At 64.3% G+C, this 24990-nt stretch carries 24 protein-coding genes and 1 tRNA gene; 16 read left to right on the top strand and 9 right to left on the bottom strand.

The window, feature by feature from the left end; translation table 11 throughout:
* Positions 1 to 35 precede the first annotated feature (35 nt).
* Positions 36 to 1289 (bottom strand): NAD(P)/FAD-dependent oxidoreductase, encoded by a 1254-nt coding sequence (locus AC5RVY_RS01890; protein WP_493952999.1) that lies wholly within the window; start codon positions 1287 to 1289, stop codon positions 36 to 38.
* 40 nt (positions 1290 to 1329) lie between these two features.
* Positions 1330 to 2412 (bottom strand): EamA family transporter RarD, encoded by a 1083-nt coding sequence (gene rarD / locus AC5RVY_RS01885; RefSeq protein WP_493952998.1) that lies wholly within the window; start codon positions 2410 to 2412, stop codon positions 1330 to 1332.
* 84 nt (positions 2413 to 2496) lie between these two features.
* On the opposite strand from rarD, the gene AC5RVY_RS01880 reads away from it, so the two are divergent.
* The 7 genes from AC5RVY_RS01880 to AC5RVY_RS01850 all read left to right on the top strand — a co-directional run bounded on the left by AC5RVY_RS01880 (position 2497) and on the right by AC5RVY_RS01850 (position 11326).
* On the top strand, positions 2497 to 3495 hold the full coding sequence (locus AC5RVY_RS01880; protein ID WP_493952997.1) for a DNA topoisomerase IB: 999 nt from the start codon (positions 2497 to 2499) through the stop codon (positions 3493 to 3495).
* Positions 3496 to 3594: 99 nt separating this feature from the next.
* Positions 3595 to 5037, top strand: coding sequence for an FAD-dependent oxidoreductase (locus tag AC5RVY_RS01875; protein ID WP_493952996.1), 1443 nt, complete (start codon positions 3595 to 3597; stop codon positions 5035 to 5037).
* A gap of 107 nt (positions 5038 to 5144) precedes the next feature.
* Positions 5145 to 6485 carry a sigma-54-dependent transcriptional regulator family protein gene (locus AC5RVY_RS01870; protein WP_493952995.1) on the top strand — a complete coding sequence of 447 codons (1341 nt, stop codon included), beginning with the start codon at positions 5145 to 5147 and terminating at the stop codon, positions 6483 to 6485.
* A 135-nt stretch (positions 6486 to 6620) separates the two neighbouring features.
* On the top strand, positions 6621 to 8144 hold the full coding sequence (gene exaC / locus AC5RVY_RS01865; RefSeq protein WP_493952994.1) for an acetaldehyde dehydrogenase ExaC: 1524 nt from the start codon (positions 6621 to 6623) through the stop codon (positions 8142 to 8144).
* 38 nt (positions 8145 to 8182) lie between these two features.
* The gene (gene adhP, locus AC5RVY_RS01860) at positions 8183 to 9205 is read left to right on the top strand and encodes an alcohol dehydrogenase AdhP (RefSeq protein WP_493952993.1); all 1023 of its coding nucleotides are present in this window, start codon (positions 8183 to 8185) and stop codon (positions 9203 to 9205) included.
* Positions 9205 to 9612 (top strand): DUF779 domain-containing protein, encoded by a 408-nt coding sequence (locus tag AC5RVY_RS01855; protein ID WP_493952992.1) that lies wholly within the window; start codon positions 9205 to 9207, stop codon positions 9610 to 9612. The genes adhP and AC5RVY_RS01855 overlap by 1 nt, the downstream gene beginning before the upstream one ends.
* Positions 9613 to 9760: 148 nt before the next feature.
* The gene (locus tag AC5RVY_RS01850; RefSeq protein WP_493952991.1) at positions 9761 to 11326 is read left to right on the top strand and encodes an amino acid permease; all 1566 of its coding nucleotides are present in this window, start codon (positions 9761 to 9763) and stop codon (positions 11324 to 11326) included.
* Positions 11327 to 11536: 210 nt separating this feature from the next.
* On the opposite strand, the gene AC5RVY_RS01845 is transcribed toward AC5RVY_RS01850, so the two are convergent.
* The 3 genes from AC5RVY_RS01845 to AC5RVY_RS01835 form a co-directional block, all read right to left on the bottom strand.
* The gene (locus AC5RVY_RS01845; RefSeq protein ID WP_493952990.1) at positions 11537 to 12172 is read right to left on the bottom strand and encodes a DUF2461 domain-containing protein; all 636 of its coding nucleotides are present in this window, start codon (positions 12170 to 12172) and stop codon (positions 11537 to 11539) included.
* 125 nt (positions 12173 to 12297) lie between these two features.
* Positions 12298 to 13779, bottom strand: a complete 1482-nt coding sequence (locus AC5RVY_RS01840; RefSeq protein ID WP_493952989.1) for a catalase — start codon at positions 13777 to 13779, stop codon at positions 12298 to 12300.
* Between the two features lie 16 nt (positions 13780 to 13795).
* On the bottom strand, positions 13796 to 14281 hold the full coding sequence (locus tag AC5RVY_RS01835) for a Fur family transcriptional regulator (protein WP_493952988.1): 486 nt from the start codon (positions 14279 to 14281) through the stop codon (positions 13796 to 13798).
* 171 nt (positions 14282 to 14452) lie between these two features.
* Between AC5RVY_RS01835 and AC5RVY_RS01830 the strand changes: the two genes are divergently transcribed.
* A complete protein-coding gene (locus tag AC5RVY_RS01830) occupies positions 14453 to 14599 on the top strand; it encodes a hypothetical protein (RefSeq protein ID WP_493952987.1) in 147 nt (48 codons plus the stop codon).
* A gap of 17 nt (positions 14600 to 14616) precedes the next feature.
* Positions 14617 to 15486: a zinc metalloprotease HtpX gene (gene htpX / locus AC5RVY_RS01825; protein ID WP_493952986.1), complete on the top strand. Its 870-nt coding sequence runs from the start codon at positions 14617 to 14619 to the stop codon at positions 15484 to 15486.
* Positions 15487 to 15657: 171 nt separating this feature from the next.
* On the opposite strand, the gene AC5RVY_RS01820 is transcribed toward htpX, so the two are convergent.
* Positions 15658 to 16149 (bottom strand): YajQ family cyclic di-GMP-binding protein, encoded by a 492-nt coding sequence (locus AC5RVY_RS01820; protein ID WP_104184409.1) that lies wholly within the window; start codon positions 16147 to 16149, stop codon positions 15658 to 15660.
* Between the two features lie 186 nt (positions 16150 to 16335).
* Here AC5RVY_RS01820 and AC5RVY_RS01815 point away from each other — a divergent pair, with 186 nt between their 5' ends.
* Together AC5RVY_RS01815 and AC5RVY_RS01810 are read left to right on the top strand one after the other, a co-directional pair.
* A complete protein-coding gene (locus AC5RVY_RS01815) occupies positions 16336 to 16596 on the top strand; it encodes a hypothetical protein (RefSeq protein WP_493952985.1) in 261 nt (86 codons plus the stop codon).
* Positions 16597 to 16762: 166 nt separating this feature from the next.
* A tRNA-Tyr gene (locus tag AC5RVY_RS01810) sits at positions 16763 to 16844 on the top strand.
* A gap of 417 nt (positions 16845 to 17261) precedes the next feature.
* Here AC5RVY_RS01810 and AC5RVY_RS01805 read toward each other — a convergent pair.
* A complete protein-coding gene (locus AC5RVY_RS01805) occupies positions 17262 to 17801 on the bottom strand; it encodes a hypothetical protein (protein WP_493952984.1) in 540 nt (179 codons plus the stop codon).
* Positions 17802 to 18625: 824 nt separating this feature from the next.
* Between AC5RVY_RS01805 and AC5RVY_RS01800 the strand changes: the two genes are divergently transcribed.
* Positions 18626 to 19564: a hypothetical protein gene (locus AC5RVY_RS01800; RefSeq protein ID WP_493952983.1), complete on the top strand. Its 939-nt coding sequence runs from the start codon at positions 18626 to 18628 to the stop codon at positions 19562 to 19564.
* A 175-nt stretch (positions 19565 to 19739) separates the two neighbouring features.
* The gene (locus tag AC5RVY_RS01795; RefSeq protein WP_493952982.1) at positions 19740 to 20171 is read left to right on the top strand and encodes a CBS domain-containing protein; all 432 of its coding nucleotides are present in this window, start codon (positions 19740 to 19742) and stop codon (positions 20169 to 20171) included.
* A 138-nt stretch (positions 20172 to 20309) separates the two neighbouring features.
* Here the strand turns inward: AC5RVY_RS01795 and AC5RVY_RS01790 are convergent, their stop codons facing one another.
* Positions 20310 to 21326: a LysM peptidoglycan-binding domain-containing protein gene (locus tag AC5RVY_RS01790; protein ID WP_493952981.1), complete on the bottom strand. Its 1017-nt coding sequence runs from the start codon at positions 21324 to 21326 to the stop codon at positions 20310 to 20312.
* A gap of 435 nt (positions 21327 to 21761) precedes the next feature.
* Here AC5RVY_RS01790 and AC5RVY_RS01785 point away from each other — a divergent pair, with 435 nt between their 5' ends.
* The gene (locus AC5RVY_RS01785; protein WP_493952980.1) at positions 21762 to 22307 is read left to right on the top strand and encodes an acyl-CoA thioesterase; all 546 of its coding nucleotides are present in this window, start codon (positions 21762 to 21764) and stop codon (positions 22305 to 22307) included.
* 109 nt (positions 22308 to 22416) lie between these two features.
* Positions 22417 to 22833 (top strand): thioredoxin family protein, encoded by a 417-nt coding sequence (locus AC5RVY_RS01780; RefSeq protein ID WP_493952979.1) that lies wholly within the window; start codon positions 22417 to 22419, stop codon positions 22831 to 22833.
* Between the two features lie 73 nt (positions 22834 to 22906).
* On the opposite strand, the gene AC5RVY_RS01775 is transcribed toward AC5RVY_RS01780, so the two are convergent.
* Complete coding sequence (locus AC5RVY_RS01775) at positions 22907 to 23185, bottom strand: putative quinol monooxygenase (protein ID WP_493952978.1); 279 nt, start codon at positions 23183 to 23185, stop codon at positions 22907 to 22909.
* A 114-nt stretch (positions 23186 to 23299) separates the two neighbouring features.
* Between AC5RVY_RS01775 and AC5RVY_RS01770 the strand changes: the two genes are divergently transcribed.
* Positions 23300 to 24976 carry an AMP-binding protein gene (locus AC5RVY_RS01770; RefSeq protein WP_493952977.1) on the top strand — a complete coding sequence of 559 codons (1677 nt, stop codon included), beginning with the start codon at positions 23300 to 23302 and terminating at the stop codon, positions 24974 to 24976.
* The last annotated feature ends 14 nt before the right edge of the window (positions 24977 to 24990 follow it).

The raw sequence follows: 24990 nt of genomic DNA, 5'->3' as shown, positions 1-24990 counted from the left end.
AACTACCGTTCCGGGGCCCAGGGGTTTTAAGCCGTTTACCTGCTGCCGTTATCCGAGCCGCCGATGACCACCTGGGCAGGACTGTGCAGGACATAGCCATTGAGCCAGGAGAAAAGGGCGCGCACCTTCTGCTGGAAACCGGACAGGAGGGCCAGGTGCACCAGGAGCCAGGACAGGAAAGCCAGCGGGCCTTGGAGCTGGAGGCGCTTGCGGCCGAGCTCGGCGACGGCGGCGCCCCGCCCGATCATCGCCATGTAGCCCTTGTCCACGTAGCGGAAGGGCTGCCTGGTACCGCCGTTGAGCTCGGCGTGGATGTTGCGGGCCGCCCACTTGCCGGCCTGCTGGGCAACCGACCCAAGCTGCGGCAGTTTGGCTCCTGTTGAATCGGTGATGTTGGCGGCATCACCGAGGACGTAGACGCCTTCGGTGTCCGGAACAGTCAGGTCCGGCCGGACGTCGATCCGACCGCCTTTTCCCTGTGGCAGGCCGGAACCGGCAAGGAGGTCCCCGCCCTTCAAGCCGCCCGCCCAGACCACGATTCCACCGGGGACGTCCGTCCCGTCAGCCAGCGTCACGCCGTCCGCCCTGACCTCCGTAACCCCAACCCCCATGTGCAGCTGGACGCCGATCCTGCCCAGGCGTTTCCGCGTGTACTCCTGCGATTTCGCCGAAAACATAGTCAGTACGTTGGGCACCATGTCCACCAGGTGCACGCGGCACCGTGCGGCTAGTTCGGGGGAAAAATACTTGGCCACGACGAACTTGATGTTTTCCGCCAGGGCGCCCGCCGTCTCAACGCCTGTGGGCCCGCCACCCACCACCACCATGTCCACCGGCGCGCCTGGGTCCCGGTCGGCCCGGTCCAGCAGGCGGGTCACGCTGGTTCCGAGGCGGGTTGCGTCGGTGACCGAGTAGAGCGGAAAAGCATGTTCTTCGGCACCGGGAGTATTGAAGAAGTTCGGTACGGCGCCGACGGCAACAACCAGGATGTGGGCCCGGAACGTCTCACCCTCGGCCGTGGTGACGGTGTGGTTGGCGGCGTCGATGGCGGTCACCTCCGCCGTGAGGACCCGCACGTTCCGCCGGCGCCGGAACACGGACCTGATGGGCCGCGCAATAGCGGACACGCCGATCTGGGAGGTGGCCACCTGGTAGAGCAGGGGCTGGAACTGGTGGTAGTTGTTCGAGTCGATGAGCAGCACGCGGACGCCCTTGCGGCCCAACTCTTTTGCGGCGGCGATGCCGGCGAATCCGGCCCCGATCACGATGACCTGATATGAGTCCTCCATCCGAGCAACCTACTCCACCGGGCTTCCCGGCAACAGTGTGTCAGGAGGATTTCAGGGAAGCTTTGCTTTGCCGCCGGGCCACCGAGGTTTTGCGGGCAGTGTGAAGCATGTCCAGTGTCAGGACCAGCAACGCCACCCACACCACGCCGAACCCGATCCAGCGGTCCAGGGTCATGGCCTCCTTGAACACCAGTAGCGCGAGGATGAACTGCAGCAGGGGTGCGAAGTACTGGAGCAGCCCGATGGTGGTCATGGGGAGCCTGCGGGCTGAGGCGCCGAAGAACAGCAGCGGCACCGCTGTGATCACGCCACTGGCCAGCAGGAGCCAGAAATGTCCCGGGCCCTGGGTGGTCAGGGTGGCGGTTCCGGCAGTTGCCAGGTAGATCATGGTGACAGCGGCGAACGGAGCCAGCACCATGGTTTCCACGCTGAGGCTGGTGACGGCGTCCACCTTGGGCCCCACCCGCTTCTTCACGAAGCCGTACAGGCCAAAACTGAAGGCCAGGGTCAGCGCGATCCACGGGAGTTTGCCGTAGGAATAGGTGAGCACGCCAACGGCGATAAAGCCGATGGCCACGGCTGCCCACTGCAGCGGCCGCAGCCTTTCCTTCAGGACAAATACTCCCAGCAGGACGGAAACCAAGGGGTTGATGAAATAGCCGAGCGAGGCTTCTACGGCCTGTCCGGTGGTCACCCCGTAGGTGTAGGTCAGCCAGTTGACGGCGATCAGGAAGGCGGCCAGGGCAAGGCTGCCAAACACGGCCCGGTTCCGCAGCGCACGTCCCAGGGTGGCCCACGAGCGGGTCACCGTGATGAGGAGCGCGCAGAACAGCAGCGACCACACCACCCGGTTGGCCACAATTTCGACGGCGCCCGCAGGCATCAGCGCAAAGAAGTACAGCGGGAGCAGCCCCCACAGCCCGTACGCGCCGATGCCAAAGAGGATTCCCGCCGTCGTCTCCTTGTCCACCGCTTTGGGCAACGGCGCCCTGCTGCCCCCGCCTGCTGATGCGCCGCTTACAGGTGCTGCAGCTCCTGGCGCGGGCGCTGCCGCGGGAGTGGCGGCAGGAGCAGGGACATGGGCGGGGGAGAAGGATCCATCGGGAGAGGGCACGACATCCATAACATCAGTTCGAGGGGACGTATTCCGGCAAATAGTCAGTAGGCTTGCTTTTATGATAAACGCCGACCGGCCGGAGACTTCCCCATGAGGCTCCGGCGCAGCAACGCCTCGGGCCGTGGCTACCGACGGGTGGCAGCGGGCAAGGGGTTCAGTTACCGGGACCTGGACGGCTCCACCCTGCCCGCGGGCCCGGTCCGGGAACGGCTGGACAGCATTGGAATACCGCCTGCCTGGACGGACGTGTGGATTGCCCCGTTCGAAAACGGGCACATCCAGGCCACGGGCGTGGACGCGGTGGGCCGGCGGCAGTACATCTACCACCCCGAGTGGCGGGAGCGGAAGGACCGGCTGAAGTTCGACCGTGCCCTGCAGCTGGCCGAGTCCCTGCCGGCAGCCCGCCGCCGGGTGACCATGGATCTGCGCAGCGAAGGCTTTTCCCGCGAACGCGTCCTGGCAGCGGCCTTCCGGATGCTGGACAGCGGCTCCCTGCGCGTCGGATCCGAGCGGTACACCAACGAAAACGGCAGCCGGGGCCTGGCCACCCTGCTCTGCGCCCACGTCCAGGTGCGCAAGGACCGGATCCTCCTGCGGTTCCCGGGCAAAAGCGGCAAGGACTGGGAATCGGAAATCCGCGACGCCGACCTTGCCGCCCTGCTCCGCCTGCTCAAGAGGAGGGGCCCCAACGCGAGGCTCCTGGCCTACAAAGAAGGCCGGCAGTGGCGGCCCGTCACCAGCGCCGACATCAACGCCTACGTGAAGGAGCGGACCGGTTCGGACTTCACCGCAAAGGATTTCCGGACCCTGCGGGGAACCGTGGCGGCGGCCGCCAGCCTGGCCAGGACCGGCGCCCAAAGGACGGCGGCAAAGCGGAAGCGGGCCATCAGCCGGGCGATGTACGACGCCGCGGACGTGCTGGGGAACACGCCGTCGATCGCGCGCAAAAGCTATGTGGATCCCCGCGTGCTGGACCACTACCACGAGGGCGAAACGATTGACCCCAAGCGGCCGGACTCCGCTGAATCGGAGCTGCGCGCGCTGCTCTACCGCGAGGGCAACGTGGTTCCGCTGGCCAAAAGCGGATGAGGCCTGGCCGAAGCCCGCAATTCTAGTGTGCCGGCCAATTAGAATAGATGACTGTGCGCTGCTCTTACCGCGCATCCTCATCGGTCAGAAGGGCTCCGAGTGTCCAACCACGGCGAAACCACCCCCACACGTCCGCTCCGGGTAGCCATTGTGGGCGCAGGACCGGCCGGAGTCTACGCTGCGGACATCCTCACCAAGTCCAGCGGTGTCAAGGACGGCGACTTCGAGGTCAGCATCGACCTTTTTGAGGCCTACCCGGCTCCCTACGGACTGATCAGGTACGGTGTGGCCCCTGACCACCCCCGCATCAAGGGCATCGTCAACGCCCTGCACAAGGTCCTGGACCGCGGCGACATCCGGTTCCTCGGCAACGTCACCTACGGCCGCGACCTCACACTCCACGATTTCCGCGCCTTCTACGACGCCGTCATCTTCTCCACCGGCGCCGTCAAGGACGCCGACCTGGCCATCCCGGGCATCGGCCTGCAGGGCTCCTTCGGCGGCGCCGACTTTGTTTCCTGGTACGACGGGCACCCGGACGTGCCGCGGGAATGGCCCCTGGAGGCGAAGGAAATCGCCGTCATCGGCAACGGGAACGTAGCGCTGGATGTGGCCCGGATGCTGGTCAAGCACCCGGAGGAGCTCCTCAGCACCGAGATCCCGGACAACGTCTACCAGGGACTGAAGGCTTCACCGGTCACGGACGTTCACGTGTTTGGACGCCGGGGCCCGGCCCAAGTGAAGTTCACGCCGCTGGAGTTGCGGGAGCTCAGCCACATGAACGATGTGGACATTGTGCTCTACCCCGAGGACTTCGAGTTCGATGAGGCCTCGGACGAGGCGATCCGCAGCAACAACCAGATCAAAACCATGGTGAACACGCTCACCAACTGGCTGGTGGAGGAGCACACCGAGTCGGAGAATCCGTCCTCCCGCCGCCTGCACCTGCACTTCCTGCACAGCCCCGTGGAGATATTCGCCGAAGGTGGAAAAAGCGGTACGGGCAAAGTGGCCGGGATCAAGTTTGAGCGCATGCAGCTTGACGGCACGGGGAACGCCAAAGGGACCGGAGAGTTCATCGAGTACCCGGTCCAGGCCGTTTACCGCGCCATCGGCTACCACGGCTCGGCGCTGGATGAGCTGGCGTACGACCCAAAACGCGGTGTCATCCCCAATGAGGGCGGGCGAGTGCTGGATGCCGAAGGCAATCCGGTGCCGGGCATCTACGCCACCGGGTGGATCAAGCGCGGACCGGTGGGCCTGATCGGCCACACCAAGGGCGACGCCCTGGAAACCATCGGCTTCCTGCTCGAGGACCGGCTCACCCTGCCGCCCGCCCAGAACCCCGACCCCCAGGCCATCATCGACCTGCTGGAAGAGCGCGGCATCGAATACACCACGTGGGAAGGCTGGAACAAGCTCGATGCCCACGAAGCCGGCCTCGGCGCAGCGTGGACCGGGCCTGAAGGCCTGGACCATGTGGTCCGCGAACGAATCAAGGTGGTGCCGCGCGAAGAGATGATCCGCATCTCCCGCGGCTGAGGACAGCGGCAAAATTCTCTTCACCTGCCAGCAGCGGGGCGGGGTTAGAATGGCGACCACCCCTGGCCGGCATCATGACGTCGTGCCTGCAGCATGACAGGAGTTCGATGAAGAACCTGATTCAGCGGGAACCGCTGCAGCGCAGCGCGTTGATGGCCCATGAACAGCTCGACGGCGGGGCTTTTGCGGATGCTCCCACTGGCCTGCGCAGCCTGATCCGCGAGTCGTGGCAGCGTTCTGCCGGCTTCAAGGCGAATCCGGACAGCCCTGCAGCCCCGCTGGCCCTGGGCACGGATGAGCTGGAGGACTACCGCAGCCAGCACCCCCTGGCGGCCATCATGCCGGTCATCAATAAGCTACTGGTCCAGCCCAGCCACGACAGCGGTTTGCTGGTGGCCGTGGGGGACGAAGTTGGCAGGCTGCTCTGGGTGGAAGGCGATCCTGCCCTGCAGCGCCGGGCTGAAGGCATGATGTTCGTCCCCGGCGCCGACTGGTCGGAGGCCAGCGTGGGCACCAGCGCGCCGGGTACCGCCCTGGCCCTGGGCCGTGGCATCCAGATTACCGGTGCCGAGCACTACCAGCGCACGGTGCACCCGTGGAGCTGCACTGCCGTCCCGTTCCATGACCCGGATTCCGGCGCCGTGCTTGGGGTGGTGGACATCACCGGCGGCGACATTGCGGTGGCTCCGCACACGTTGTCACTCGTGGAGGCAACGGTGGCCGCCGCCCAGGCACAATTACGTGTTGAGCGCCTTCAGCTGGCAGCCCAACTTTCCGGCGCGCCAGTACGACGCCGGCAGTCCAGTACCGCGTCCCGCCCGGCCGGAGCACCGCCCAAGGAAGGCAGCCTCTACCGGAACAGCCTGCAACTGTTGGGCAGGGACCAGGCCCTGCTCAGCCTCGAGGGCAAAACTGTGGCTTTGTCCGCCCGGCACAGCGAGATCCTTGCCCTGCTGAGCACCCACCCCGACGGGCTCAACGCCGAGGAGCTCAGCCTCCTGCTCTATCCCGGCGATGGTTCCACCATCACGCTGCGTGCGGAGATGGTTCGCCTGCGCAAGGTGCTGCATCAGCTCAACCCGGAGGCCGTTCCGGACTCACGGCCATACCGGCTTCCCCTGGACCTGGTACCGGACAGTGCCCAGGTACTCAGCTGCCTGCAGCGCGGCGCCCACCGCATCGCACTGGAAATCTACCGGGGAGCTGTCCTGCCGCGGTCCGAGGCGCCCGGCATCGTGGAACTGCGGAACAAGGTTTCGCTGCTGCTGCGCGAGGCGGTCCTGACGGACGGCAGCGCCGATTCGCTGCTCAAGTACGGTGAACTTCCCGAGGCAAGGAACGACGTCGGCATCCGCCGCGCTGCTCTCCGCCTCCTTCCAGCCCGCTCACCCAAGCGGGCCGCCGTCGTGGCAGACCTCGAACGGCTGGAAGCCGAACTGGGCGCCTGAGCTCCACCGCGCCGGCGTCACACCACATCAATCCGGAGTGAGTTGGCTCACTTCGTTGCAACCTTGCTGCAACCTGCCTGCTCCTACGCTGGCCACAACGGCGAAAGCCTGGACTGCACAGCAAAGGAGCTAGCAATGACCGTTTACGCACAGCCCGGAACCGACGGTTCGAAGGTTACGTTCAAGGACCGCTACGAGAACTGGATCGGCGGGGAGTGGGTGGCCCCCGTGAAAGGCCAGTACTTCGAAAACATCACGCCGGTGACGGGCAAGGCCTTCTGCGAGGTGGCCCGCGGAACAGCCGAGGATATCGACCTCGCGCTGGATGCCGCGCACAAGGCTGCGCCGTCCTGGGGCAAGACGTCCGTGGCTGAACGCGCCGCCATCCTGAACAAGATCGCCGACCGCATCGACGAGAACCTGGAGATGCTCGCGGTGGCTGAGACGTGGGACAACGGCAAACCGGTCCGCGAAACCCTCAACGCGGACCTGCCGCTGGCCGCCGACCACTTCCGGTACTTCGCCTCCGCCGTCCGCGCCCAGGAGGGCAGGCTGTCCCAGCTCGACGACGACACCACCGCCTACCATTTCCACGAACCGCTCGGCGTCGTGGGCCAGATTATCCCGTGGAACTTCCCCATCCTCATGGCCGTGTGGAAGCTTGCGCCCGCGCTCGCCGCCGGCAACGCCGTGGTCCTCAAGCCGGCGGAACAGACGCCGTCCTCCATCCTGGTCCTGGTGGAACTGATCGGGGACCTGCTGCCAGCAGGCGTGCTGAACGTGGTCAACGGTTTTGGCGTCGAGGCCGGCAAGCCCCTGGCGTCCAGCCCGCGCATCCGCAAGATCGCGTTCACGGGCGAGACCACCACCGGCCGGCTGATCAGCCAGTACGCGAGCCAGAACCTCATCCCGGTGACGCTGGAACTGGGCGGCAAGAGCCCGAACATCTTCTTCAATGACGTGGCACAGGGCAACGACGCGTTCTACGACAAGGCGCAGGAGGGCTTCGCGCTCTTCGCCTTCAACCAGGGCGAAGTGTGCACCTGCCCCTCCCGTGCACTGGTCCAGGAGGACATCTACGAATCCTTCATGGCGGACGCCGTTGCCCGGGTGGAAAAGATGATCCAGGGCAACCCGCTGGACACGGCGACGCAGGTGGGCGCCCAGGCTTCGAACGACCAGCTTGAAAAGATCCTCTCCTACATCGACATCGGAAAGCAGGAGGGCGCCAAAGTCCTCACCGGCGGCGCCCGGGCCGAACTGCCCGGTGACCTGGCCGGCGGCTACTACGTTCAGCCCACCGTGTTCGAGGGCCACAACAAGATGCGGATCTTCCAGGAGGAGATTTTCGGCCCGGTGGTGGCGGTCACGAAATTCAGCGACTACGCCGAAGCCATGGGCATAGCCAACGACACCCTTTATGGCTTGGGTGCGGGCGTCTGGTCCCGCAACGGCAATATTGCCTACCGCGCAGGCCGCGAAATCCAGGCCGGCCGCGTCTGGGTCAACAACTACCACGCCTACCCGGCTGGTGCCGCGTTCGGCGGCTATAAGTCCTCGGGCATCGGGCGCGAGAACCACGCGATGATGCTGGACCACTACCAGCAGACCAAGAACCTGCTGGTCAGCTACAACGAAAACAAGCTCGGCTTTTTCTAACCCCCACACCACAGCACAACGACGCAAGGATTTCGCCAATGACGACGACAATGCAAGCAGCCGTAGTAACCGGGTTCGGCACCGACCTCAGCATCCAGGACCTCCCCATACCGACACCAGGTCCGGGGGAGGCGCTGGTCAAGGTGCTTACCACGGGCGTCTGCCACACCGACCTGCACGCCGCCGAAGGGGACTGGCCGGTTAAGCCTTCGCCGCCCTTCGTTCCGGGCCATGAGGGGGTTGGCGAAGTGGTGGCACTGGGTGGCGGCGTCACCGACCTCGCCGTCGGTGACCTGGTGGGCAACGCGTGGCTGTGGTCCGCCTGCGGCGACTGCCAGTACTGCCGCACCGGCTGGGAAACCCTGTGCGAGGCGCAGCAGAACGGCGGCTACAGCGTAGACGGTTCCTTTGGCGAGTACATGCTCGTCGATACGCGCTTCGCCGCCCGGATACCGGCGGGATCCGATCCCGTCGAGGTGGCGCCGGTGCTCTGCGCCGGTGTCACGGTCTACAAGGGCCTGAAGATGACCGAGGCGAAGCCAGGCCAATGGGTCACCATCTCCGGAATTGGCGGGCTGGGGCACATTGCCGTGCAGTACGCCGTCGCCATGGGACTGCGTGTTGCCGCCGTGGACATCGCCGATGACAAGCTCGCGCTGGCCAAGGCCCATGGGGCTGAACTGACTGTCAACGCCTTGCGCGAGGACCCCGTGGAAGTCATCCAGCGTGAAACCGGAGGTTGCCATGGAGTCCTGGTTACTGCGGTGCACCCGTCAGCATTCGGGCAAGCCATTGGCATGGCCCGCCGCGGCGGCACCATCGTGTTCAACGGCCTGCCGCCAGGGGACTTCCCGGCGCCGATCTTCGAGATTGTGCTCAAGGGCCTGACGGTCCGCGGCTCCATTGTGGGAACCCGGCAGGACATGGAGGAAGCTCTGGACTTCTACGCGCAGGGCAAAATCCACCCCACGGTATCCGTCAGGGAGCTTGGCGAGGTCAATGCAGTGTTGGACGAGATGAAGCACGCCAAGATCGACGGCCGCGTGGTCCTGAGGTTCTGATGGTCCCGGGCAGCCTCGAAGCAGCAGTGGCGCTGCCCGGGGAGGACTTTTCCCGGGTGGCGCTCACGCCGGCGGCCGCGGAGCTGCTGCGCTCGTTGTGGCTCCAGCATGGGGCACTGATGTTCCACCAGTCCGGCGGCTGCTGCGACGGGTCCTCGCCCATGTGCTATCCCGCGGGCGAATTCATCACCGGTGATTCAGATGTGCTGCTGGGCCTGTTCGACCTGTCCGAAGGGCCGGAACCCCAACCTTTGGAGTTCTGGATGTCCCGGGAGCAGTTCAGCTACTGGAGCCACACCCACCTGACGGTCGATGTGGTCCCGGGCCGGGGCAGCGGATTCTCCGTGGAAGCGCCCGAAGGCAAGCGCTTCCTGATCCGCTCCGCACTGATGGATTGGCCCGTTTAGGAGCAAAAATTCTGTAAGGAGAAGCCCGGCCCGAACAACGGGCCGGGCTTTTCCCGTCTCACCATTCGGAACAATTGGGACCGTCCAGTGGATGGACACTATCGTTGATAGGTCTGTTTCCATCAGAAATCAGGATTGTGATCCCCCTATGAACCTCCTCCGGACCAAATCAATCGAGCAGTCCATCGCCGACGCCGATGAACCCGGACGCAAGCTCAAAAGGTCCCTCAGCACGTGGGACCTGATGATCATGGGCGTCGCCGTGGCGGTGGGTGCCGGTATCTTCTCCGTCGGCGCCAAGGCCGCCGCCAACTTCTCCGGCCCTGCTGTGACCCTGTCCTTCGCCATCGCTGCCGTCACCTGCGCCCTTGCCATCATGTGCTACGCCGAGTTCGCCACCGCCATCCCCGTGGCAGGCTCCGCCTACGTGTTCACCTACGCCACCATGGGTGAGCTACTGGCCTGGATCATTGGCTGGAACCTGATCCTGGAACTTTTCACGGCCGCGGCCGTGATCGCCAAGTACTGGGGCATTTACCTCAGCAAGGTCTTCGCGCTGATGGGTGCTGACATTCCGCCGGCAATCTCCCTGGGCGGGGTTGACCTCTACTGGGGCGCCTTCCTGATCGTCGCCGTCTTCACCGTGCTCCTGGTGCTGGGCACCAAGCTGTCCGCCCGGGTGGGCAACATCTTCACGCTGATCAAAATCGGCGTGGTCCTCTTCGTGATCGTTGTCGGCTTCACCTACGTAAAGTTTGAGAATTACAGCCCCTTCATCCCCGCTGCGGAGCCCACCGGTGGCGCCGGCACCGCCGACGTCCTGAAGCAGTCGTTCTTCGGCTTCCTCACCGGTGCCGCCCCGGCACAATACGGCACCATGGGTATCTTCGCCGGTGCCGCCCTGGTGTTCTTCGCCTTCATCGGCTTCGACGTGGTGGCCACCTCGGCCGAGGAAGTCAAGAACCCGCAGAAGACCCTGCCGCGGGGCATCTTCGGTGGGCTCGCCCTGGTGACGCTGCTGTACATCCTGGTTTCCCTGGCCCTGACCGGCATGGTGTCCTACACCCAGCTGGCAGAGGCAAAGAGTCCCACGCTGACCACCGCTTTCGAAGCTGTGGGAGACACCTCCGCCGCCAAGGTCATCGCCTTCGGTTCGCTGGTAGGCCTGACCACCGTGATCATGGTGCTCCTCATGGGACTGTCCCGAGTGGTCCTGGCCATGAGCCGTGACGGACTTCTGCCGCGGGCGCTGTCCAAGACCAGCGAGAAGCGCTCGACGCCGGTCCGCCTCCAGATCATCTGCGGCGCCGCCGTTGCACTGGTGGCAGGGCTGACCAATGTGGACCTGCTCGAGGAAATGATCAACATCGGCACGCTGTCCGCCTTTGTGGTGGTGAGCCTCGGCATCCTGGTGCTGCGCAAGAAGCGCCCGGACCTCAAGCCTGCCTTCCGGGTGCCCTTCGGCAAGGTGTTGCCGATAGTGTCCGCCGTGCTATGCCTGTACCTGATGACCAACCTGGCCGTGGAAACCTGGATCTTCTTCGCCATCTGGCTGGCGATCGGCCTGGCCATCTACTTCTCCTACGGCCAGCGCCATTCCCGCCTGAACGGGAGGTTCGCCAAGGCCAGCGCCGCCGTGAACGGTGCTCCCGCTGCGGCCAGTGCTTCTGTGGTGGCGGCAGAAGACGACGAGGACGAGCTCTCCCGCACCTGATCCGGATCTCGTCCGGGCCTGCGAACCCTGGTACCCCGCCCAGCCCCTGCCCCGTACCGCTGAAGCGGTGCGGGGCAGGGGCGTTTCGGTGGCAGCGCAATCCCGCCTGCGCACCCGGGGGAACCTGACCAGTGTTGCGACCTGACTGTGGTGCAGACCGGACCACCGCGTGACCTGACTACAGTGCGGCCTGACGACAGTGAGACCGGACTACGGGGCGGCGTGCCTGCCTACCCAGTCCACCAGCGGCCGCAGCTCTTCCCACAGGGCAGCGATCTCCTGGACCGCAGCAGGGGTGCCCAGCCAGGCAGGCTGCCCGAGGTCCGTGGCGGCGGAAAGGGACTTGTGCTTCAGGAGTTCGGCCCGTGGATGGTCCTGGGGGTATCCGCGCGGAACGGTCTTGAGCTTTTCTCCCTCCACCACGAAACCGGCAGCACTGACGGCCTGAACAATGTGCCGGAGTGCTTCGCCCGTTCCCGAGGCGTCCACCGAGTTGCGGTACCGGGCGAGCTGCGCGGGCGTGTGGGAGTGGTATCCGCCGCCCACCAGCAGTCCGTCCGCGCTCACCTGCAGGTAAAAGCCGACGCCTTCCTGGACGGACGCGAAAGCCCCCTGCGCGGTCTTGTAGGGCGACTTGTCCTGCGAGAACCGGATGTCCCTGTTGGGCCGGAAGATCTTCCCGGGGCCAAACCGGGGCTCCAGCTCGGCCAGCAGTGCAGTGAAGGGTACCCGCACCAGAGACTCGTAGCGGTCCTTGTTTTCCAGCCACCACTCACGGTTGTTGTTTTCCTGCAGCTCTTTATAGAACTCAAAGGCGGAGGCAGGGATGCCCTGGAAAGTAGTCATGGGTCGATCCTAGGGACACCCGGCAACGGCGGCCATGCCCTGAACCGGCTATGTGGAAAAGAAAAAACCACCCCGCCACGTAAACCGTGGCAGGGTGGTTTTCCTGCAGTCCAAGGAGGGCTGGATTAGCCGATCTTGTTGGCAGCTTCTGCCTCGGAGAGCGGCGCTGCGCCGAGGTTGGCGCGCAGCTTGGCGCCGAGTTCGGCGTCCACGTTGGTCCAGTACTGGATGGCGCGTTCCTTGATGTCGGAACGCTTGACGCCGCCCACGGCTCCGGTGATGGTCTCCAGGAAGCGTGCCTTGGCGGCCTCGTCGTAGACCTCGCGATACAGCGCGCCGGCCTGGACGAAGTCTCCGTCCTCGGCGTGGAGGGAGTGCGCAGCGAGGGTCAATTCGCCGTCGTTCTCCCAGCCGCCGGCCGGGTTCTGCGGCTCAAGGGCAGCAGGGCCACCGAAGGTGTTCGGGGCGTAGACCGGAACCGAGGGGGCGTTGAACAGGAAGCGCCCCTGGCCGTCCTGGCTGTAGTTGTTGACCTGGTTCTTGGGCTGGTTCACCGGGATCTGGGCGTGGTTGGTGCCCACACGGTAGCGGTGTGCGTCGGCGTAGGAGAAGATGCGGGCCTGCAGCATCTTGTCCGGGGAGGCGGCGATGCCCGGCACGAAGTTCGACGGCGCGAAGGTGGCCTGCTCGATCTGCGCGAAGTAGTTCTCCGGGTTCTTGTTCAGCTCCATGGTGCCCACCTTGATCAGCGGGTAGTCGGCGTGCGGCCAGACCTTGGTCAGGTCGAACGGGTTGAAGCGGTAGGTCTTGGCGTCCTCGTAGGGCATGACCTGGACGTGCAGGTCCCAGGACGGGAAGTTGCCGGCTTCGATGTTCTCGGACAGGTCGCGGATGTAGAAGTCCGCGTCCGAGCCGGCCAGCGCTTCGGCCTGCTCGCTGGTCATGGAGTTCACGCCCTGGTTGGACTTGAAGTGGTACTTGACCCAGAAACGCTCGCCCTCGGCGTTGATCCACTGGTAGGTGTGTGAGCCGTAGCCCTGCATTTCACGCCAGGAGGCGGGCAGGCCGCGGTCACCCATGAGCCAGGTCACCTGGTGCGCGGACTCCGGGGACAGGGTCCAGAAGTCCCACTGCATGTCGGCGTCCCGCAGGTGCGTGCCGGGAAGGCGCTTCTGGGAGTGGATGAAGTCCGGGAACTTGATGCCGTCGCGGATGAAGAACACCGGGGTGTTGTTGCCCACGAGGTCGTAGTTGCCCTCGGAGGTGTAGAACTTCACGGCGAAGCCGCGAGGGTCCCGCCAGGTGTCCGGTGAGCCGTTCTCGCCCGCTACGGAGGAGAAGCGGATGAGCATCTCGGTCTCGACGCCGGGCTGGAGGAAGGCTGCCTTCGTGTACTTGGACACGTCCTCGGTGGTCTTGAACGTCCCGAATGCACCGCCGCCCTTGGCGTGCACTACGCGCTCCGGCACCCGCTCACGGTTGAACTGGGCGAGCTTCTCCACCAGGTAGTGGTCGGTCAGGATGATGGCACCGTCGGCACCAACTGACTTGGAGTGCGCGTCGGACGTAACGGGGGCACCTGACTGGGTTGTTGAAATGGCAGTCATTGTTCTCCTATTTCTGTTATTTCTGTGTTTCTTGTGACGGACGATTGGAAGAAAGTTGTTGGGACTGCTGGCAGTCCTGGCAGATGCCCTGGTACATCACATCGGCGATCTGGATGGTCATCGGCCTGGCGTTCTCATCCCAGTGCGGCGTGAGGCAGGGGGCGTGGCCCACGGCGCAGTCCACGTCCTCAACACGCCCGCAGCTGATGCAGATGGCGTGGTGGTGGTTGTCGCCCACCCGGGTTTCATACAGGGCGGGGGAATGCGGCGGCTCGAAGCGGCGAAGCATGTGCAGGTCCGTCAGGTCCCCGAGGACCACGTAAACGGACTGGGCCGTGAGCTCGGGCAGGTCCGCACGCGCGGCGGCCAGGATGCTCTCGGCGGGGGAGTGTGGGTGGCGTTCGACGGCGGCGAGCACCGCCAGCCGCTGCTTGGTCACCCTGCGGCCGTGGGCGCGAAGGGCGGCAGCCCATGCCTCCTCGCCGTCAAAGTGCTCTGTCATGGATCCATTGAAGCACTTATTCTGAGTTTCTCACAATAAGGATTGGCTAACCTGAGGTGACGCGTCGCGGACGCCGCTGACACTAGGGTTGCAGGGTGGGGAAACTGCTCGCTGACATCCCGCCGTTCCGATTCCCACGACCAGCGGCGCGTCGCCCTGCGGGCCACTACCGTGCTGTGGCTGACCACGGGCCTGATCGCCCTGCAGTCGTGGCTGCACCTGGGCAACGTCTGGGCCGTGTACCTCCTGGTGGCGGTGCAAAGCGGTGCGCGAAATACGACGTGCGGAACCCGGCTCCTTAGTAAGCCGTTTCCATAGATGAGCCTGGAGGAAACGTGCACAAACACTACAACGGACTGAAAACAGCAGCGCTTTTCGGCATCCTGTGGGCGGTGCTGCTGGGCCTCGGGGCGCTGATCGGCACCAGCACCCGCAGCTCCGCTCCCATCTGGATCATGGCGCTGCTCGGAGTTGCCACCACCGCTTACGGCTACTGGAACAGCGACAAGATCGCCATCCGGTCCATGCAGGCCTACCCGGTCACCGAAGCCCAGGCGCCCCAGCTGTACCAGATCGTCCGGGAGCTCTCCGTGCGGGCCAACCAGCCGATGCCGCGGATCTACCTCTCGCCCACCATGAACCCCAACGCGTTCGCTACCGGCCGGAACCCGCGGAACGCGGCGGTGTGCTGCACCGAGGGAATCCTGCAGCTCCTGGACATCCGCGAACTCCGCGGCGTCCTCGGACACGAACTGATGCACGTGTACAACCGCGACATCCTTACCTCTTCGGTGGCCGCCGCCGTCGCAGGCGTGATTACATCGGTGGGCCAGATGCTGCTGTTCTTCGGCGGCGGTGACCGGCGTAACTCCAATCCGCTGGCAATGCTGGCCATGGCGCTGCTTGCTCCCTTTGCTGCGTCCCTGGTCCAGCTCGCCATCTCCCGCACCAGGGAGTACGACGCCGACGAGGACGGTTCCGCGCTGACCGGAGATCCGCTTGCGCTTGCCTCAGCCCTTCGCAAGATCGAACAGGGCGTCAGGATCGCGCCGCTGCCGCAGGACCAGCGGCTGGTGAACGCTTCGCACCTGATGATCGCCAATCCGTTCCGCGGTGGTGCCATGAACAAGCTGTTCGCCACGCATCCGCCTATGCGGGACCGGATCTCCCGGCTGGAACGGATGGCCGGCCGCCCCCTTAACTGACGCTGACCGGCACACCCGGGGCGCCGCCGTCGTGGTTCCCCCACGCAGACTATCCGGCGACGCGCAGGCTACATCCCGACGCGCAAAAAGGCTGGCGCTGCCCATATTCGGGGAGCGCCAGCCTTTTCGCGTGGCGGTAAAACTTTTGCGCGTCGAAAACGACGGCGGCGGCTAGCTGCGGAAGTTCACGAACTGCAGGTCTGCCTCGTCGAAGTCCTTCAGCAGTGCCATGGTGGCCTGGAGGTCGTCCCGGGACTTGGACGTAACACGCAGTTCGTCGCCCTGGATCTGGGACTTGACCGACTTCGGGGCTTCATCGCGGATCAGCTTGTTGATCTTCTTGGCCAGGTCCTGCGCGATGCCCTCCTTGATCGAAGCCTCGAGGCGGAACTCCTTGCCCGAGGCGTAGGGCTCGCCGGTGTCCAGGGACTTCAGCGAGATACCGCGGCGGATCAGCTTGGACTGCAGCACGTCCAGAACCGCGAGGACGCGTTCCTCGGAGTTTGCCTTCATCAGGATTTTGTCACCGCTGAAGTCCACTTCCGCGCCGACGCCCTTGAAGTCGTAGCGCTGGGCCAGTTCCTTCTGTGCCTGGTTGAGCGCGTTGGCCACTTCCTGCTTGTCCACTTTGCTTACGACGTCGAACGTTGACTCGCCTGCCATGACTCTCCTTGTGCTGGTGGGACCCTGTCCGCAGACCGGGCCGGGATCGCTGAATTCAAGCCTAATACGGATGCCGCAGTTGGTGGCGAACGGTATTTCACAGTTCCCTCTCAGCGGATACCCCGGGGGAACGAAGAAGGCCCCGGCAGAGTTGAAGCAGTTTGAAAGCTGCACGAAGGGACCATCATGCACCGCAAAGCCATCCACTACGTCACGCGAACCACATCGGCAGCCGCCGGGGCAGTCGCAACAGCAGCAACCTCGGTGGCGGCGGCGGCGGTGGCAGCCTCCATCATCTTCAGCCCGGTGGCGGATGCGTCCTCCCGGATGGACGGCGTCAGGGAGGATCTCCTCCGGGCGGTGCAGCTGAACCAGATCACCGAAGAGCAGGCCGTAAAGTTCGAGGCAAAACTGGCCGGCAGGATCCTCGGCGAAAGCAGCTCCTGAGGGGCCTTGCAGGGCTAAATTCCGCGACATACCGGGCTTTCCCGCGCCGATTCGATTCTTCGGCGGAAGTTCTGTAAAGTTGTCTTGCCCGCGGTTACTGGAAGCGGAACGGCCCGAAACGGACGTTCCACGGACTGCAGCCGGGGGTGATCTTCTTTTGAAGTTCGGCAGATTACCCGAGCGGCCAAAGGGGGCTGACTGTAAATCAGCTGGCAACGCCTACGGGGGTTCGAATCCCTCATCTGCCACAGTCCCGGATTTCCGGGAAATTTAGACCCGTTCGGATCTCTTCGGAGGTCCGGGCGGGTCTTTTTATTGCTCCGTGAGCACAGACTCGCAGGAAGCCGTGAGGTGCCGCATGTCGTGGAAGCGCGCATCACAGAAAGGCCCCCCTTCTCCCCAGCGCCTCGAACTGCTTCGACGGGTAGCCCGGCCGCAAGTAGCTTTGGCGGGACGGACGAATCTGTAGAAACGCAGGCCCAGCCTGCATAAATGCAACTTGCCGAAGCGGGTACCCGCCAGTAACTTTGTCGAGGCGGCTTCCCATTTTCCCCCATCTGGGAGGGCGCCTGAGAGGCTCCGCGGCGACCCCCAATGCCACGGGGCCTTTCGCATACCTGGCCAAGGGCAGTTGCCTTCGAGGTGTGCCCACCACGTGCTGACGCTTACCCGGACTGGCTCACAGGCCGGGCTTCCTCTTCAACGCCCATGCCGGAGGGCTGGACAGTGACCCGGGTGATTTTGGCGGGCAGTTCGGCGTCGGTGGACGCCAAAACGATCGTGGTCCGCTCCGCTACGTCCGCATTGTTGGTTGTCGAGTTGTATAGCTCCGTAGCCTCGCGCTTGAGCTGCTGACCCAGCACTTCGTCTACGGCGCGGCCATCGCCCATTGTCCACTTGAAGTCGTAGCTGTACGTGGGGCCCCAGCTTTGGATGACAAGGCTAACCCTGGAGAACGTGAACTGACGTCCTTCTTCATTGAGGACGCTCACCATGTACATGTCGACGGGCGCGGTCCCTCTCCGGTTGTCCACGTCCGCCACGAGATACGTGACGGGGGCCGCTCCAATCTTTACCCTGTAGGCCTCGACTGCCCCCACAGCGGGGTCAGTGGACGGCGTGGGCACCGTGAAGCTGATCTCGGCACCCGATGCCGTTGTGAGCTTGTAGGGATGCGCCGGTACAGCCGTTGGGGATGCCGCCACCGTCGGGGATGCAGCGGGTGATTCGACATTGCCAGAGGCAGGGTTATCACGTACCTGTGCAGGGGCAGAGCAGGCAGTAAGAGTTATCACAAGGGCGGGTACCGCGTATAAAGGCTTCATGGATCCCTCGTAGAACTTTGTAGCCACGATATAGGAGTGGCCAGTATTGCGGAAGCAGAACCGGCCACAAATTCAGGGCAGAAAAAAGCGCGCCCGTTAGTCCTTGAGCAGGGCGTGGGGCGCTACGCCTGACCGCCTCCGTTAGGGGATTCGGGGATCAATAATTAGGGACCCACTCCACACAATTAGGGATTGCTATTCGTATTACTGGGAATGACACTGGCAACATTAAGGCTTTCCTTTATTTCAGGGAGCAAAAAATGCTGTCTTATCCCTATTTTCTTTTGGGCAAGCGCAGTCAAGGCCGCCGGACTTTCCGGTCTGGCGCAGGTCCCGAAGATGGATCGGCTGCTCTCCGTCGACGCAGACTGCCTAATCTGAGGCTGTATGCACTGCTGACAGTGCTCCTTGTTTCGCTCGGTCTACTGGTGATGCCGTTTCCAGCCTCGGCGGCCACGGGCGACGTCGGAGTAGAGGGTCCGTCGCATTCGGGGACGGGGACGCCCACGGGCACGAAGCGGGCGACGAGCGCGTTATGGTTCAACGACGGGTTTTGGTGGGGGAACTTGTGGGACGAAGCCAGTTCGGATTTCCATATCTTTCGGTTCAATCCCTTGACCAGTTCGTGGGCGGATACGGGGGTCGCGACGGACACGAGGGCGAATACCCACCATGACGTTTTGTGGGACGGGAAGACCCTCAATGTGGCTAGTTACCGGTTCCTTGATGACGGGCTGCCGGCTGAGCCGAACTTCCCCACCACCATGCGGCGGTACAGCTACGACCCGGGTGCCAAGAAGTACAAACTGCTGAGTTCTACGACCATCCACAACCAACGCGTTGAGACCCTGACCATCGACAAGGACTCGACTGGCCGGGTGTGGGCCACCTGGCAGCAGGGGAACAGGATCTATCTGAACGTTACCGGCACGGATGGCACCACCTGGGGGACACCGTTCGCGCATCCTGCAGCGTTGAGTAACGTGTCCTTGGACGACACATCCGCCGTGATCGCGTTCGACGGGAACAAGATGGGTGTGATGTGGAGCCGGCAGGTTGGTGACTCCACTGACGGTATGTACTGGAGCTACCACGTAGACGGAGCGGCGAAGACTGCGTGGTCCACTCCTGTTGCCGCCGTGAAGGGGCAACGCAGCGCTGATGACCATATGAACCTGAAGTGGCTGGATTCCTCCGCTGGACGGGTTTTCGCCGCGATAAAGACGTCGTTCACGTCGGCATCCCAGCCGCTGATTCAGCTATTGGCCTTGAGTGGTACTTCCTGGTCGGCACACACGATCGCCACTGTGTCCGAGTGCCCAAACAGGGTGATCGTCCTGATTGACGAGGCAGCGCGAAAGATTCGGACCTTCGCTACATACCCGAAGCCGAGTGGAACCACGAACGGCGGTGTCTGCACCAGCTCAGGGGGCGCGATCTACGAGAAGTCAACACGGCTGGACAACATCAGCTTCACCACCGCGAAGACACCCCGCATTGTGGACGCGGACCAGTACGTCCACAATGTCACCTCCACCAAGCAGAACCTCAACAGCGCCGCATGGGGCACGAGTAACAGCGGACTGCTGGTGCTTGCCGATGCCAACGCCACCAGCCGGTACTGGCACTTTTACGCTCGCTGACCCCTGGCGCAGAGCGGTAGTGCTGGTAGCAGAGAGCCGGTACAAACAGTGCGGGAACGGTTCACGAATGCCGCAAAACCGCCGTCGACAGGGCAGCGGCACGGGCGTAGTCTGGCAGCATCGGCGCAAGCGCCCGATGCCCTGCATCGATCAAGGAATCGATAAAGGAGGACCAATGAGTGCCGTACGTGAATTCATGACTACGGACGCACAGTGTATTAAGGAAAACCAGTCCCTCGCAGATGCTGCCCGGATGATGCTGGACCTTGACTGCGGATCGTTGCCGATCTGTGGTGACGACGGCAAGCTGCGGGGCATGATCACCGACCGTGACATCGTGCTCAAATGCGTGGCCGCCGGACGCGATCCCCGCGAAATGATGGCCCGCGACCTCGCCTCGGGCCGGCCTTACTGGATCGACGCCGATGCGAACGTTGACGCAGCCATCGAAATGATGGAGACCCACCAGGTCCGCCGGCTTCCTGTCATCGCCGACCACAAGTTGGTGGGGATCATCAGCCAGGGAGACATCGCCCGGAACTACTCGGAGCAGCGGGTCGGCGAGCTCGTGGAGCACATCTCGGAACGCAAACGGATGAACGCTTAGCCCAAACGTCCTGACCAACGCCATGGGGTCCGCCCTGTGGCGTTGCTTTATGCCCGGTCCTGGCATTGCCGCAGCTCCCGGCCTTGAGGGTCGGGAGACGCGGACAAGCATTCATACGGTCCGGAAAATTGGGACACCCTAGTTCAGCGCAATCAGGAGCATCTGGCTGGTTCCCGGAATGCAGGTCTGCAGGATCGCGCGGGGGAAACCGCCGAATACATTAATGACGTCGTTGGTTGTTCCCGGGTTGGGTACCTGCCCCCGGCCCGTCACCGTGTAGGTTCCGTAGCCCGGGATGCTCACCGTTTCCCCCACCCCGATTCCGGAGAAGCGGGCCCAACCGCCACAGAAATCATGTTCGGTGATGAACAACGAGTAACCGTCATTCGGGGTGTAGTGGATGGGCCCGATGCAGGCATCCACCATGGACTGTCCTCCTGCACCAGCGACGTAAATGGTCCGGATCGCAGGAGCCGCGACAGGTGCCGGCGCAGGAGCGGCTACGGGGGCGGGGGCCGGAACAGGAACAGGGGCAGGCGCCGTTGCCGCTGCGGGGGCGGGGGCGGCAACCGCAGGACCCGTCAGGACCAGAGTCTGCCCGGGGACAATAATGCTGTACTGCCCCAATCCGTTCGCCGCGAGCATGGCGTTCATGTCCACCCCGAACCTCGCGGCGATGGCGCCCACGGTATCGCCGGGAACCACCGTGTACAGGTTGGGATCAGCGGGTGCTGGTTCAGGGGCAGGAGCGGATACGGGCTCGACGGCGGGCGGGGGCGGCGCTGCTTCCGCCGGCGCTTCCGCAGCAGGCGCCTCAGCGGGCGGGGCTGCGGCGGGAACCTCTGCCGGTGGTTCTGCCGGTGACTGGGCCGCTTCCGGGGAACCTGCGCCGGAAACATCACCCCCGTTGTTCTGCTCCTGGGAAACGGACACGGCGTCGGCAACGGGAGCTGCCGCCGTCGTGTCCGACGACAGGCGGGTGGCCGGAGCGGCAAGCGCTCCGACTCCGACTGCCGCCACAACGGCGGCGGTGGCCATGCCCGCCCACAGCTTGTTGCTGATGGAGTGCCGGCCCGCCGTCAAGTCGGAACGGGGGATATCGGTGGCGAAACTACGGGGTGGACCGTCGGGGGTGGAGAGATATGGCTCGTTCATGGGTAACCCATCGGAGGTTCAGGCCAGCCACGGCAACTGCGGGAGCAGCGAAAGTGGCAGGACGGATCGAAGTGTGATGCGGCGGCCGCCTGGCCTTTAGGAAGGTCGCGGCAGACGCATGATGGAGGCGCCCGTATACCCGGAAAATACGGAAGGCTCCGCGAGAGGGCACTGCCATCCGGAAGCCACCCGGTGAACAGGCCAGCACATGTTCGGTCCTAGGAATCCCGAGTTTAGGAAGGGCGGGGTGCCGCGGGCACCAGTAGGGATTACCCGAATATTTTGGGCCGGTACTTGGGGGCAGCGCCCCGGCTACTCAAGCCCGATCAGCCGGCTACCTGCTGCCGCAGGCCGGGATCTGAGCGGACTGGCAGCTCTTCAGGAATCAGGCTGGAATTGGCAAACTCAGATGTTACCCAGCGGTAACATGAAGGCATGCACCTGTTGTTGAGAACCCTCCTGCTGCTCATCACCTCATCCCGCCGGCCGCCGCTGACCGTCTGGGAAAGCTCCTCGCTGCCGCTTCGGGTCCTGCCCACGGACATCGATATCGCCATGCACGTCAACAACGGTATGTACCTGTCCTTGATGGACCTCGGCCGGTTCGACCTGATGGTGCGCAGCGGCGTGTGGAACCGGATGCGCCGCCGTGGCTGGGGCCCCGTGGTGGCCGCGGAGACCATTTCGTTCCGGAAATCCCTTCAGCTGTGGCAGCAGTACAGCATCGAAACGCGGATCATCGGGCTGGACGCCAAGGCCATCTACTTCGAGCAGCGCATGGTGGCCGACGGCGAGATTTACGCCAGTGCCTACATCGCCACCCGGCTGGTTCATCAAGGCCGGCCCGTCAGCCAGGACGAGATCCTGCGGGAATTCGGCGAGCCCCCGGCCGAGATGGTGCTTCCTGAGTGGGTTCACGAGTGGCGTGCGTCCAGTACCCTGCCGGGGAGCCGGACGCCGGCGCCGCACCTCTGGCCCTGACACCCGCCACCGCCCGTAGGCCCGGCGTCCGCTTTATTCCCGATGACGCGGGGAGCGAACATCGGACTCCCGCCGCGACATCGCGGCCGGTCACGCGTACGGTTGAACCATGGCTACCGTTGACATCACTGGCGAACAGTTCGCATCGACCATCGAGGGCAATGACATTGTCCTGGTGGATTTCTGGGCAGAATGGTGCGGCCCCTGCAAGCAGTTCGGGCCCACATACTCCGCAGTCTCGGAGAAGCACCCGGACGTCCTCTTCACCAAGGTGGACACCGAGGCCGAGCAACAGCTGGCAGCCGAGGCAGGCATTTCCTCCATCCCCACGCTGATGGCCTTCCGCGAAAAGGTGCTGGTGTTCTCACAGCCCGGCGCGTTGAACTCCCAGCAGCTGGAACAGGTGGTGGACGCCGTCAAGGCCCTGGACATGGACGAGGTGCACGCCCACGTGGCGCGCCAGCGTGAGGAAGCGGCTGCGGCCGCGCCCGGTCAGCAGGACGGCACACAGATCCCCGACGCGTGATCCCGAGGGCCTGATCCCTTAAACGTCGAAGCGGCCCCTCCGCACGGAGGGGCCGCTTCGACGTTAACCGGACTTAGATCCGTTCCAGCTTGGCGGGCTCGGCCAGCAGCGCGCTGAGCGACTCGTTCAGGTCCTGGACTGCGATGCCCTTGGAGTGCTTGGCCAGGTCCTCCTCGGACGCCCACTGCTCCGTCAGGACCAGCTTTTCCTCGGTGGCTTCGGTCAGCTCATAACGGATGCAGCCTGGTTCATTCACCACTTCGTCAATGGCGATTTCAAGGGCCAGTTTTACGCGGTAGAACTCGCCGTCGTTGGGGATGAACGTTGCCTGCAGGTCAATGGGTGAACTCATGGATTTCACAATACCGGCCGCCGCGCCCGGCACCGCTCCTGTTGACGCCAGGCGGGCGGTCTGTTGCGCTTCCGAATGCTTTGATTGCCGGGGACCACTTGGTAGCGTGCCCTCATGCGCGCTTATACAGCCGGGGACACTGACGTCCCGTTGCTCGAGGAAACCATCGGCGCGAACTTCGAGCGGATGGTGGCAAGGTTCCCTCTCCACGACGCACTGATAGAGGCGGCCCCAGTGCCCGGCGGGGATGCGAGGCGGTGGAGCTACACCAAAATGAACGACGACGTCGACCGGCTGGCGCGCGCACTGCTCGCCCTGGGCATCGCCAAGGGGGAGCGGGTGGGCATCTGGAGCCCGAACTGCGCCGAGTGGACGCTGCTCCAGTACGCCACCGCCAAGGTGGGTGCCATCCTGGTCAACGTCAATCCCGCCTACCGCAGCCACGAACTGGAGTTTGTGGTGAAGCAAAACGGCATGCGGATGCTGGTCACCGCACCATCAGACCGCAACAGTGACTATGTGGGCATGGCCCGCAGTGCGCTCGCAGAGTGCCCCGACCTGCGGGAACTCGTGTTCCTTCCGGCTCCTGGAGGGGAAGGATACGGCGGCGCCGTCCCGGTCCGCGACGCCGAGCTGACGTACGCTGAACTGCTCAGGCGGGCGGACGCCGTCGGACACTCGGCCCTGAAGGCCCGCATGGCCGAACTCAACCCGCACGATCCAATCAACCTGCAGTACACCTCCGGGACCACCGGCTTTCCCAAGGGGGCCACGCTCACCCACCACAACATCCTGAACAACGGCTACTCGATCGGGGAGCTGCTGGGCTACACCGAGCATGACCGGGTGGTGATTCCCGTGCCGTTCTATCACTGCTTCGGTATGGTGATCGGCAACCTGAACGCCCTGAGCCACGGTGCGGCCACCATCATTCCTGGCCGTGGCTTCAACCCTGCCGCGGCGCTGGAAGCGGTGCAGGACTTTGGTGGTACGTCCCTGTACGGCGTCCCCACCATGTTCATCGCCGAACTCGCGCTGCCGGACTTCGCCTCCTACGACCTCTCCACGCTCCGCACCGGCGTAATGGCCGGATCGCTGTGCCCCATCGAAGTGATGAACCGGGTCATCTCTGAGATGAACATGCGGGATGTGGCTATCTGCTATGGGATGACTGAAACCTCCCCGGTGTCCACCATGACCCGGCAGGGTGACACGCTGCAGCAGCGCACGGAAACCGTGGGGCGGACCATGCCGCACCTGGAAAGCAAGGTGGTGGACCCCGCCACCGGGGAGGTTCTGGAGCGCGGGCAGATCGGGGAGCTGTGCACCCGCGGGTACGCGGTGATGGAAGGGTACTGGAACCAGCCGGACAAGACAGCGGAGGCCATCGACGCCGACGGCTGGATGCACACCGGCGACCTGGCCCGGATGGACGAGGACGGGTACGTGGTGATTGAGGGCAGGATCAAGGACATGGTCATCAGGGGCGGGGAGAACATCTATCCGCGCGAAATCGAGGAGTTCCTCTATACCCACCCGTCCATCCAGGACGTGCAGGTTATCGGAGTCCCGGACACCACGTATGGGGAGGAGTTGATGGCCTGCATTATCCTCAAGCCCGGGGCTGCGCCACTGGATGCGGCGGCTGTAGCCCAGTTCTGCCGCGGGAAGCTGGCCCATTACAAGATCCCCCGCTACGTCGATGTACGCGAGAGCTTCCCGATGACCGTCTCGGGGAAGGTCCGGAAGGTGGAGATGCGCGAGGAAGCCGTGGCCCGGCTGGGGCTCTGACCCCACCGAGGGGT

This window comes from Arthrobacter sp. Ha26 (assembly GCF_059091705.1).
Note: the sequence above shows the minus strand (reverse complement) of the source record. Positions and strands in the feature narration are given on the sequence as shown.

What these genes read in the sequence shown, in the direction of transcription:
- AC5RVY_RS01890 (WP_493952999.1), bottom strand. Translation starts at nt 1,289, where the DNA reads ATGGAGGACTCATATCAGGTCATCGTGATCGGGGCCGGATTCGCCGGC.
- rarD (WP_493952998.1), bottom strand. Translation starts at nt 2,412, where the DNA reads ATGGATGTCGTGCCCTCTCCCGATGGATCCTTCTCCCCCGCCCATGTC.
- AC5RVY_RS01880 (WP_493952997.1), top strand. Translation starts at nt 2,497, where the DNA reads ATGAGGCTCCGGCGCAGCAACGCCTCGGGCCGTGGCTACCGACGGGTG.
- AC5RVY_RS01870 (WP_493952995.1), top strand. Translation starts at nt 5,145, where the DNA reads ATGAAGAACCTGATTCAGCGGGAACCGCTGCAGCGCAGCGCGTTGATG.
- exaC (WP_493952994.1), top strand. Translation starts at nt 6,621, where the DNA reads ATGACCGTTTACGCACAGCCCGGAACCGACGGTTCGAAGGTTACGTTC.
- adhP (WP_493952993.1), top strand. Translation starts at nt 8,183, where the DNA reads ATGACGACGACAATGCAAGCAGCCGTAGTAACCGGGTTCGGCACCGAC.
- AC5RVY_RS01855 (WP_493952992.1), top strand. Translation starts at nt 9,205, where the DNA reads ATGGTCCCGGGCAGCCTCGAAGCAGCAGTGGCGCTGCCCGGGGAGGAC.
- AC5RVY_RS01850 (WP_493952991.1), top strand. Translation starts at nt 9,761, where the DNA reads ATGAACCTCCTCCGGACCAAATCAATCGAGCAGTCCATCGCCGACGCC.
- AC5RVY_RS01845 (WP_493952990.1), bottom strand. Translation starts at nt 12,172, where the DNA reads ATGACTACTTTCCAGGGCATCCCTGCCTCCGCCTTTGAGTTCTATAAA.
- AC5RVY_RS01840 (WP_493952989.1), bottom strand. Translation starts at nt 13,779, where the DNA reads ATGACTGCCATTTCAACAACCCAGTCAGGTGCCCCCGTTACGTCCGAC.
- AC5RVY_RS01835 (WP_493952988.1), bottom strand. Translation starts at nt 14,281, where the DNA reads ATGACAGAGCACTTTGACGGCGAGGAGGCATGGGCTGCCGCCCTTCGC.
- AC5RVY_RS01820 (WP_104184409.1), bottom strand. Translation starts at nt 16,149, where the DNA reads ATGGCAGGCGAGTCAACGTTCGACGTCGTAAGCAAAGTGGACAAGCAG.
- AC5RVY_RS01815 (WP_493952985.1), top strand. Translation starts at nt 16,336, where the DNA reads ATGCACCGCAAAGCCATCCACTACGTCACGCGAACCACATCGGCAGCC.
- AC5RVY_RS01795 (WP_493952982.1), top strand. Translation starts at nt 19,740, where the DNA reads ATGAGTGCCGTACGTGAATTCATGACTACGGACGCACAGTGTATTAAG.
- AC5RVY_RS01790 (WP_493952981.1), bottom strand. Translation starts at nt 21,326, where the DNA reads ATGAACGAGCCATATCTCTCCACCCCCGACGGTCCACCCCGTAGTTTC.
- AC5RVY_RS01785 (WP_493952980.1), top strand. Translation starts at nt 21,762, where the DNA reads ATGCACCTGTTGTTGAGAACCCTCCTGCTGCTCATCACCTCATCCCGC.
- AC5RVY_RS01780 (WP_493952979.1), top strand. Translation starts at nt 22,417, where the DNA reads ATGGCTACCGTTGACATCACTGGCGAACAGTTCGCATCGACCATCGAG.
- AC5RVY_RS01775 (WP_493952978.1), bottom strand. Translation starts at nt 23,185, where the DNA reads ATGAGTTCACCCATTGACCTGCAGGCAACGTTCATCCCCAACGACGGC.
- AC5RVY_RS01770 (WP_493952977.1), top strand. Translation starts at nt 23,300, where the DNA reads ATGCGCGCTTATACAGCCGGGGACACTGACGTCCCGTTGCTCGAGGAA.